The sequence below is a fragment of the Thermodesulfobacteriota bacterium genome (assembly GCA_025062045.1).
Taxonomy (GTDB): Bacteria; Desulfobacterota; Syntrophorhabdia; order Syntrophorhabdales; family JANXAF01; genus JANXAF01.
This window is the reverse complement of sequence record JANXAF010000019.1, coordinates 1-9,098: the sequence shown is the minus strand read 5'-3', so window position 1 is coordinate 9,098 and position 9,098 is coordinate 1. Positions and strand designations below refer to the sequence as shown.

Genomic DNA, 9,098 nt, shown 5'->3' with positions numbered 1-9,098 from the left:
GGATCGGGGGCGCCATTTTGGGAAGCGGCGTACACCTAAAGGGTGTGATAAGGCATGCAAATAGATACTTGGAGCGGCAGCTCAGTGAGAAAAATACTGAGCTTTCTGAAAATACCATATACAGGACCTATTTCGACCGAATAGAGAATCTGATAAATGAGGATCACTCGAAACTGTCTTATGCTGTTACTCAATTTTTCAACAGTTGGCACGAACTTTCCCTTGATCCTTTAAGCGTAACTGCAAGGGAGATCGTAAAGGCGAACGGAGAAAATTTGGCAAGAATCATAAGGGACCTCTATAATAACCTCTTTCAGATCCAGATTGAGCTTGACGAGAAACTCAAAGTTGAGATCGAGGATATAAATAGAATGACCAAGGAGATAGCAGAACTTAATAGAAGGATATTCGAAAATTCCCAGGGGACTCAGGGAGACAATAACCTTATGGACAAAAGGCAGGTGCTCTTAAGGGAACTGTCTGGAAAGCTCAAAATCACGTATTTTGAAGATGATTTCGGCATGTTTACCGTGCTGACAAAAGGAGGCAGGGTACTTGTCGATGGTGGAAAGTCCTACAGTCTTTCGGCAATAGAGACCGGGCAATGGGGTTTTTCCGGGGTCGCGTGGGTAGATCCACAAAAAAGGCAAATTGACATTACCGGAACTTTGGAAGGAGGCGGACTACATGCCATCATAAAGATGAGGGATGAGGCCTTGCAAAAGATTATATCCGATCTTGACTTTTTTGCGAAAACCCTAATAAGGGAAGTTAATAATCTTCACGTTGGAGGTTATACACTCGCTGGCACAACGGGAATCCCATTTTTCAAGGATCTAACGGAATACTTTGCTAAGGATATAGATCTTTCAGAGGAGGTAAAATCTAACTCGAAAAATATAGCTGCCTCTGAAGAGGTATCGGCGTTGGGGGTTCCAGTTGGAAACGCTGTGGCGTATAACATCGCCTCTTTGATCGACAAAAGGCTGGACTTTGAAACAGAAAGATCCACATTTACAGATTTTCTTTCAGCTTTAAACAGCCGGTTAGGACAACTTGCAAGAAACGCAAATGAACTGGAAGAATTTAGCAGAGAAACGTACACCATGATAGAGAAGCAAAGGGAGTCTATCTCGGGCGTGTCAATAGATGAGGAGATCGCCAATCTCATAAGATTTCAGTATGCTTATCAAGCGGCATCCAGGCTTTTTAGCGCCGCGGACGAACTTTTTAGAAGTATAATCGAGGCCGTAAGATGAGAATCTCTGATAGATTGAGATACGAGATGTTTAAAAGCGATCTTCTCAGGATGAAATCTCACCTTGATAAGTTTCAAGCGATTGTCTCATCGGGGAAGGCCCTCCTTGAGCCTTCGGATAACCCTGTGGATTTTTCGCAGTCTATGAGATTTGATGCGGAGTTAAAAAGAAAAGAACAGTACGAGAGAAACGTGAGTAGATTGCTCCTTTTTGGAAGTTACTACGATTCAGCCCTAAATAAGATCCACGAATTACTCACAAAGGCAAAGGAGATAGCCATAAGTCAAGCCTCAGACACTATGGATGCTTCCACTAGACTCTCCTCCAGTGAAGAGATAAAAGGCATAATCGAGCAGCTTGTCGCAATAGGAAATACGAACCTTTCCGGAATGTATATCTTTTCGGGAAGGGCGATTGACAGAAAGCCATTCGAGCTAAATGACGATTACACTGTGAGCTATAATGGAACCGAAGATGTGATGAAAGTGGCAGTAGAAAAAGAGATTGAGGCTGATCTAGGAATGTCCGGTTTACAGGTTCTAGACGATGATCTCTTTTCAACGCTCAAAAATCTAAAGGATGCTCTCGAGAGTAATGATGGGGAAGGAATAAGGGAGTCACTGGATGGACTCGACAGAGCTCTAAGAAAGACCGAAGCTAATCTTGCGTATGTGGGAACATCCGTTGGAAAGCTTGAAAGGATCATAGATCTCATAAAGACGAGAAAGACTGACATCCAGGTACTTCAGTCTGAGATCCAGGATGCGGACTTAACCAAGGTCATAAGTGATTTTAACGCCATGACTTTAGCCTATCAAACTATGCTTTACGCAATGGCAAAGATTCAGGAGTTAAGTATCCTCAATTACTTGAGGTGAGAGGTCTAGTTGCTTGTCATATCAAGAAAGAAGAACGAGGCAGTAATAATAAAGGGGCAAGAAGGGGATATACGGATTTTAGTGATAGAGGGGGAGAAGGGAAAAGTAAGGCTTGGAATTGAGGCTCCGAAAGGGTATCTCATTCTGAGGGAGGAGCTTTTGAGTGAGATAAAGAATTCCAACAAGCTTTCTGCGATAACCGATGTACAAAATATAAAGAGATTACTCTCTGGGAAAGATGAACGGGATAAGACTTAAAGGAAAGATCCTAGGATTCGAAGAGTTCAGAAATTTCGTCATGACTGCATTTTTGGGCTTTGATTCTCCATTCCGGCTTCTCTCTTCTGAGGAAGGGCCCTTCTCCTTTATACTTGTGAATCCATACTACATTTTAGAGGATTACTCTTTTGAAGTGGACGAGAAACTCTTAGAAAGGGAGCTAAATCTAAAAGGTAAAATAGACGATCTTGCGGTCATGTGCATAGTAAGAATAGACGGAGATGTTCTTTACGTGAATTTAAGATCACCCCTTCTTATAAACACGAAGGAGGGTAGGTTCACCCAGATAGTTTTAGAAAACGAAGGGTACGGAATATCTGTGCCATTCGCTGTAAAAAGGAAAGAAGAGGTTTCGAATAGCTAAGCCACGACCAAAAAAAGAATTACAAACTATCATCTGTTGGGAATAGATGGGGTATCCCAAAGTATCCGTATGCATGATCGTGAAGGATGAAGAAAAGGATCTTCCGAGAGCTCTTTCGTCTGTCAGAGATTTTGGGACGAAATAATCGTCGTAGATACGGGATAGAAAGACGGAACAATCCATATCGCCAAATCTCTTGGCGCAAAGGTCCATTTTTTTTCAGGTGGTGTGACGATTTTTCCGCCGCAAGAAACGAATCTTTAAGACACGCAACAAAAGATTACACTCTTTGGCTCGATGCCGATGATGAATTGGAAAAGAAAGAGATCCTGAGAAAGGAGCTAAAGCAGAATAACGGAAAAGCGTTCTTTCTCCATATCGTCAGTCACGAAGAGGAGGGAACAAGCGAAGCCATACAACTTCGCGTCTTTCCAAACAAAAAAAACGTTCGGTTTGAAGGAAAAGTTCACGAACAGGTGATCTCTTCACTTAGGCGTCTGGGGATACCGACTGTTATCTCAGAGGCAAAAATAATACATTACGGCTACTCGGATCGAGAAGAAACGAGAAAGAAACTTGAAAGAAATAGGTCGATTTTGGAAAGGGAACTCGCCCAAAATCCTAAAAATGTTCTAGCTATATTTTTTTTATCTAGGACGCTTATGGGTCTTGGAGAAATCGATTCGGCTCAAAGATACATGGATGAGATATTCAGTCTCGCAGAAAGGGATCGCTCCATTCTTCATTCGGATATCTTTAGTGTCGTTATTCTTGAGAAGGTTCGTATCCTTTGCTCAAAGGGGGATCTTGAAAAAGCGCAAGAGCTACTTAGAAGATACGAGCCGATTGTAAAAAAGACCGATCTTTACAACTTCACATTAGGAGAGATCTATCACAAAATGGGAAAGTACGAGGAAGTTTATAGGGTTCTTCGTCCGATCATGGACAGCACGTTCAGGAACGAAATACTACCCGTTCGAACTGCAACAATAAAACACCGACTTAGAACCTATCTAGGTATTTCTGCACTTTTTGTCAAAGATTTCGACTGCGCAGAAAAATGTTTTTCTGAGCTCATAGAGATTGAGCCTGACGATCCGACTAACTACCATTATCTTGCGCTATGTGAAGAAAAAAGAGGCGATCTCGATAAAGCTATTTCAGTGTGTCTTGAAGCTGAAAGGAGGTTCGGTTTAGATCCCTCTTTTGTAAAGAGGGGTTTTCTCCTCAAAGTTGAAAAGGAAGACCTTGACTCTGCAAGGTTGGCTCTTTGGACTCTCGAAAAGGAAGGCTACATCGACCCAGAAGTACTTTCTGGAGCAATACTCCTTTACTCTATCAATTTTGAGCTTGAAGCTATCAATAAGTACTATAAGGAACTCCAAAAGATGCTTTTTCTTCCAGAGAAACCGTTCCCTGAAAATTATCTCGAAATCAGACAAAGACTTAACAAAATGGGTAAAAAAAGCGCTTATTTCCCTTGAAAAGGCGGTAAAGACCCTTCTTCTTCGTTTGGATGGTTAAAAACATAAAGATAGATGATTAATGCCACATTTAAGTTTTTTTAGATTTTTTCGATAATAGTGCTAGATAGGGAGGAAAGGAGGTGACAAGAGAAAAGATCCCAAAAAAGAGGGCATGAGGCCCGAAAAATAAAAAAACAAGGAGGTTAAACTATGGCTTTCAAAATCGCAACAAACGTCGCATCACTAAACACCCAAAGATGGCTGGGGATTGCCCTGGTCGGCATGAACAGATCTCTAGAAAGACTGTCTTCCGGTTACAAAATCAATAGGGCAGCGGATGACGCAGCAGGCATAGCGATTGCGACTAGGTTAAACGTGAAGGCTGTGAGTGTGGCAAAGGCTATTGATAACGGAAACCAGGCTATCGCCATGCTCCAGACTGCAGAATCCGGTATAGACCAGATCGCAAATATTTTGACGAGGCTTAAAGAGCTTGCCACACAGGCTGCATCTGACAACGTAAGCGACGTCGACAGGCAAGCACTGGAGGGCGAAAGAGCTGCTTTAGTTGAGGAAATCGACAAGATCGCAGAAAATACTAAATACGGTGATACAGCGTTGATCAGAGGTGGAGGAAATAGTATAACCGAATATGGCACCAACCTTACACCGAGCAAGGGAATCTCTGCCATAGATGTGTCAGGTGCAAATATAGCAGGGCAAACAGCTTTTTCGCTCTCAGTCGAAGTCACCACGATAGGATCCGAGAAAGTAGCTGAACTTACCCTTTATGGCCCTGAAAACAAGAGACAGGTAATAAGCAATGTCGAAGTGCCTAAGGACCTAGGGACTAGGGTTGTAAATTTCTACCAGTTCGGGATAAAAGTCACTATTAATTCCCAACTCACGGATATAAATAACAACAATGAGTTCACTGTAGAGGCTGGTGATCAATCAAACTTCGTCTTCCAGTTAGGCGACACAAGGGAACAGTACGATCAGATACAAATAACCTTACCAAATCTAAAATCAGATGGACCGATACTTAAGCTGACCGGTAACATAGAAAACAGGGCCAGCGCTGAGCTGTATCTTAAGGAGGTCGATGACGCTATAAGAGAACTCAATATGCAGCGTGGTAAGATAGGCGCGGCCCAGAACCAGATCTCGTACCACATCGCTAATTTAGAGTCAATGTATGAGAATACGAGATCAGCCATCTCGACCATCAAAGACGCTGACTTCGCAAGGGAGATGGCTGAATTTACCAAGTTCCAAATCATAACTCAGTCTGGTATAGCGATGCTCGCTCAGGCAAACCAGCTACCTCAGCTTATCCTCGCCTTGATGAGGTAAGCTTTCGGGGCCGCAAAACGCGGCCCCTAAATGATCTGTGAGGGCTGGCCATGGAGACAAAGATAGATGGTTTGGTTCGATTACTGGAGAACCTTGAACTTAAAAAGGTGACGTTGCCAAAAAGGGAGTTTCCTAAAGAAAACATAGTGCGCAAAAAGACGGAAGAAAACTTGGATCCGAAAGAAATAACTGAAAGAATAAAAGAATTTTTGGAGACAGTAAATAGAAATACAATCCTTAAGATGCGTTATGACAAGGATATAGACAGAGTAATCGTTACCATTTTGGAAGAAGGAACGGAAAAGGTCATAAGACAGATTCCACCAGAAGAGTTAGTCGCTTTTTTAAAAAGATTCAGAAACAGTCTTTCAGTGATCTTTGAAAGGAGTGTGTAAATGGCAGGAGAGATTAAACTTACAGGCCTCGTAAGTGACATAAACTGGAATAAGCTTATAGAGGACATAATCACCGCAAGAAAAGCTTACCTTATAGTCCCTTATCAGAATGCAAAAGCAAGGATTGAGGATAGATTTTCGGCTATCCGCGAAGTGAATGTAAGGCTCTCGGAAACTCTAAACTACATTAAGACAAAGAGACTTCAACTGAAGGAAGGATACGATCTAAAAACCTACACTTTACGCTCAAGCGAACCTGCCCTAAGTCCTGATTCATTGCTCGGTGTAACCCTAAAAGAAGGAGCAGCAATAGGAACATACGAGGTTAGGGTTTTAAGACTAGCACAGGCAGAAAAGGTAGCGAGCGATCCTTTGCCAGCCAAAGATCAGGGCCTCTCTTTTTCTGGAACTATAATTCTTAACGGAAAGGCAATAGATATTGAGGCGAATGACAGTCTGCTAAATATTGCATCGAAGATCAATAGGGCAAATTTGGGGGTCTCAGCCAAAGTGATAAGTTTAAATGACGGAGATCACAGGCTCACACTAGAATCACTAAGAGAAGGTGCACAGGGAATCTCTTTTGAAGATCCGAATGGTATCTTAAGAAACCTAGGAGTACTAGACGAGCTTGGCAATAAGAAAAATGTTGTAAGGGCCGGACAGAATTCGATAGTTGAGATAGATGGGTTTCAAGTAGAATCTCAGTCGAATACGTTAACTGACATAATCCCAGGGATGACTCTCCAGCTTAAGGGCGAGAGTCAATCAGCCAAAATAGTTGTATCAGTTAGGACCGATAATAAAGGGATCGCGGAGAACGTCTCAGGCTTAATTAGCAGAATAAATGGGCTACTTAACTTCATTGGAAATCATAATAGGTCCGATGCTTCAAGAAGACCACTTTCCGGAGAAGCAAACCTAATAAGCTTAAAAAACAACATCGTAAGCGCATCTTATAGGGAAGTTCAAGAAAATGCCCAGTTTAAGACGCTCTCATCGATTGGTATCACATTTGGAAAAGATGGTGTGATGCACCTTGATTCAAGTAAGTTCTCCGATGCCCTAAGCACGAATTCCGCAGAGGTAGTTAATGTGCTTACGAAATTTGGAAAGGCCCTAGAGGATGAACTCAATTTTTTGATAAATCCCCAGACAGGGACTCTTATAAGGATAGAGGACTCTATAGAGGGTCAGATTTCAAAAATAGATCAGAGGGTGAAGGAGATTGAAAAGAGGTTAGAAAGAGAAAGAGAGATGCTTGAGAAGAAATATTCCGCTCTTGAGCTTCTAATTTCCAGATCTAAACTTTTGAGAAGCTGGATGGAGAATCAGGTTAAAGCAATGTTCAAAAGAGACTAAGGAGGTAAGATGATTAATTTTTCAAGGAGAGTCCTATCAGCTTACACTGACGCCGAGCATGTGATAGATGTGGAGGATAAACCAAAGCTCCTCCTTAAAGTTTATGAGGAGATCATAAAAAAATTAGATACCGTAAAGAAGGCAATCGAGAAAAAGGACTACGAGAAAAAGTTCACCGAACTGTCAAAGATCGAACAGATGATTCAGATTCTTGACGAATCCCTCGATAGGTCCTTCGGACAGATTTCCGAAAACCTATCAAGTCTTTACGCCTATATAATGAAAAATTTAAGGGATGTTCACGTAAGCCTCGATTTAAAAAAGATCGATGAGTGTAAGGGCCTTTTATGTACAATATTCGATGGGTTTAAAAAGGCATACGAGATCGAGCAGAAAAAGAGAAACGAAAAGAAGGTAGATTACCAAGATCAAAGAATCGTAATTTAAAAGTTTGAGTCTAATCTTAAAGGACGGGAATTCTTTCCGAGTATCGTTCAGGGCAAGCCAGGGATAATTAAGGTCAGATAACTGGCATAGATATTGCAATCAAAACAATTGAAGATGCGGAGACAAAATGGAGAGTCCACGAAATTCCATGGTAATAGATAAGTCTTACCCGAGACCACATAACACGAAAAGCTCATTACTCGAACCCATATATGTGACAAGACCCGCTTTTTTTCCTTTTGAAGAATTTGTAGAAATCCTAAAGAACATATGGGAGTCCCGGTGGCTTACGAATAACGGACCTTACCACCAGGCCTTCGAGAAGGCTTTAGCCCACTATTTGGGCGTCAAATACGTTTCTTTCTTTGCAAATGGCACGCTTGCTCTAACTACAGCTTTACAGTCGCTCCGTATAACTGGAGAGGTCATTACAACCCCCTACAGCTTTTTTGCGACAGCACATGCCCTTTACTGGAATGGCATAATACCAGTTTTCTGCGACATTGAACCAGAGTTTTGTACAATAGACCCGGAAAGACTAGAGGCACTAATTACGCCTAATACCACCGCAATCCTTGCAGTCCACGTCTATGGAAATCCTTGTGACGTAGAAAGACTCAAAGAAATAGCCGATACTTATGGGTTGAAAATCATCTATGACGCATGCCACGCTTTCGGTGTAAAGCAAAACGGCGAGTCGCTTCTAAATTACGGGGACCTCTCTTTCCTTAGCTTCCATGCTACAAAGGTCTTTACGACATTCGAGGGAGGTGTGATAGTCTGTCATGATGAAAATATGAAAAAAAGAATCGATTTTCTCAAAAACTTCGGTTTTGCAGATGAGATCACGGTAGTAGGCCCTGGCATAAACGCAAAGATGAGTGAATTTCAAGCGGCCGTTCGTCTTTTGCAACTAAAGTACATCGACGGGGTAATAAATAGATGATACTAGAGGTCGATTATAAACAGTTCTGCCAAAAATGCCTAAGGCAGGGTCGGGCTTTATTTCTATTTAGTCTGCTCCATTTACATCCGGTGGTCCAGAAATACTGTATATGGTAGAAGGCGCGGAGGAAAGATGGAGAAAGCTGGAACCTAAGATGGAAACTATTGAGGAGAGGGTCAAACTTATTGAATCCATACTTCAAGCCTCGAATCTGGAAGAAATGCAAAAAAGCCTTCTAACCAATGAGCTTTACTTACGAGAAGAGTTTTTTTGTCTTCAAACTCAAAGGCATCGTTGAGGCAAAAGTAGAAAAGGGAATTAAAGAATCCTTCTACTTCGAATCGAA

The 9,098-nt window shown here is 41.9% G+C and carries 9 protein-coding genes and 1 pseudogene; all 10 read left to right on the top strand.

Annotated features, from left to right (window positions below):
- A partial coding sequence (flgK, locus tag NZ583_08900; GenBank protein ID MCS7281710.1) for a flagellar hook-associated protein FlgK occupies positions 1-1,259 on the top strand: 1,259 nt, incomplete at its 5' end.
- Complete coding sequence (gene flgL / locus NZ583_08895; GenBank protein ID MCS7281709.1) at positions 1,256-2,137, top strand: flagellar hook-associated protein FlgL; 882 nt, start codon at positions 1,256-1,258, stop codon at positions 2,135-2,137. The genes flgK and flgL, both read left to right, overlap by 4 nt.
- A gap of 9 nt (positions 2,138-2,146) precedes the next feature.
- Positions 2,147-2,395 carry a carbon storage regulator gene (locus tag NZ583_08890; protein MCS7281708.1) on the top strand — a complete coding sequence of 83 codons (249 nt, stop codon included), beginning with the start codon at positions 2,147-2,149 and terminating at the stop codon, positions 2,393-2,395.
- On the top strand, positions 2,376-2,780 hold the full coding sequence (locus NZ583_08885; GenBank protein ID MCS7281707.1) for a flagellar assembly protein FliW: 405 nt from the start codon (positions 2,376-2,378) through the stop codon (positions 2,778-2,780). The genes NZ583_08890 and NZ583_08885 overlap by 20 nt, the downstream gene beginning before the upstream one ends.
- Before the next feature lie 86 nt (positions 2,781-2,866).
- Positions 2,867-4,264, top strand: coding sequence for a tetratricopeptide repeat protein (locus NZ583_08880; GenBank protein ID MCS7281706.1), 1,398 nt, complete (start codon positions 2,867-2,869; stop codon positions 4,262-4,264).
- A gap of 192 nt (positions 4,265-4,456) precedes the next feature.
- Positions 4,457-5,602: a flagellin gene (locus NZ583_08875; GenBank protein MCS7281705.1), complete on the top strand. Its 1,146-nt coding sequence runs from the start codon at positions 4,457-4,459 to the stop codon at positions 5,600-5,602.
- 50 nt (positions 5,603-5,652) lie between these two features.
- On the top strand, positions 5,653-5,997 hold the full coding sequence (locus tag NZ583_08870; GenBank protein MCS7281704.1) for a flagellar protein FlaG: 345 nt from the start codon (positions 5,653-5,655) through the stop codon (positions 5,995-5,997).
- Positions 5,998-7,359, top strand: a complete 1,362-nt coding sequence (gene fliD, locus NZ583_08865) for a flagellar filament capping protein FliD (GenBank protein MCS7281703.1) — start codon at positions 5,998-6,000, stop codon at positions 7,357-7,359. It abuts the gene before it with no gap.
- 9 nt (positions 7,360-7,368) lie between these two features.
- A complete protein-coding gene (gene fliS, locus NZ583_08860) occupies positions 7,369-7,806 on the top strand; it encodes a flagellar export chaperone FliS (GenBank protein ID MCS7281702.1) in 438 nt (145 codons plus the stop codon).
- Positions 7,807-7,954: 148 nt separating this feature from the next.
- Positions 7,955-8,749: pseudogene (locus tag NZ583_08855) on the top strand (DegT/DnrJ/EryC1/StrS family aminotransferase).
- The last annotated feature ends 349 nt before the right edge of the window (positions 8,750-9,098 follow it).

What these genes read in the sequence shown, in the direction of transcription:
- NZ583_08870 (MCS7281704.1), top strand. Translation starts at nt 5,653, where the DNA reads ATGGAGACAAAGATAGATGGTTTGGTTCGATTACTGGAGAACCTTGAA.
- fliD (MCS7281703.1), top strand. Translation starts at nt 5,998, where the DNA reads ATGGCAGGAGAGATTAAACTTACAGGCCTCGTAAGTGACATAAACTGG.
- NZ583_08885 (MCS7281707.1), top strand. Translation starts at nt 2,376, where the DNA reads ATGAACGGGATAAGACTTAAAGGAAAGATCCTAGGATTCGAAGAGTTC.
- NZ583_08875 (MCS7281705.1), top strand. Translation starts at nt 4,457, where the DNA reads ATGGCTTTCAAAATCGCAACAAACGTCGCATCACTAAACACCCAAAGA.
- NZ583_08880 (MCS7281706.1), top strand. Translation starts at nt 2,867, where the DNA reads ATGAAGAAAAGGATCTTCCGAGAGCTCTTTCGTCTGTCAGAGATTTTG.
- fliS (MCS7281702.1), top strand. Translation starts at nt 7,369, where the DNA reads ATGATTAATTTTTCAAGGAGAGTCCTATCAGCTTACACTGACGCCGAG.
- flgL (MCS7281709.1), top strand. Translation starts at nt 1,256, where the DNA reads ATGAGAATCTCTGATAGATTGAGATACGAGATGTTTAAAAGCGATCTT.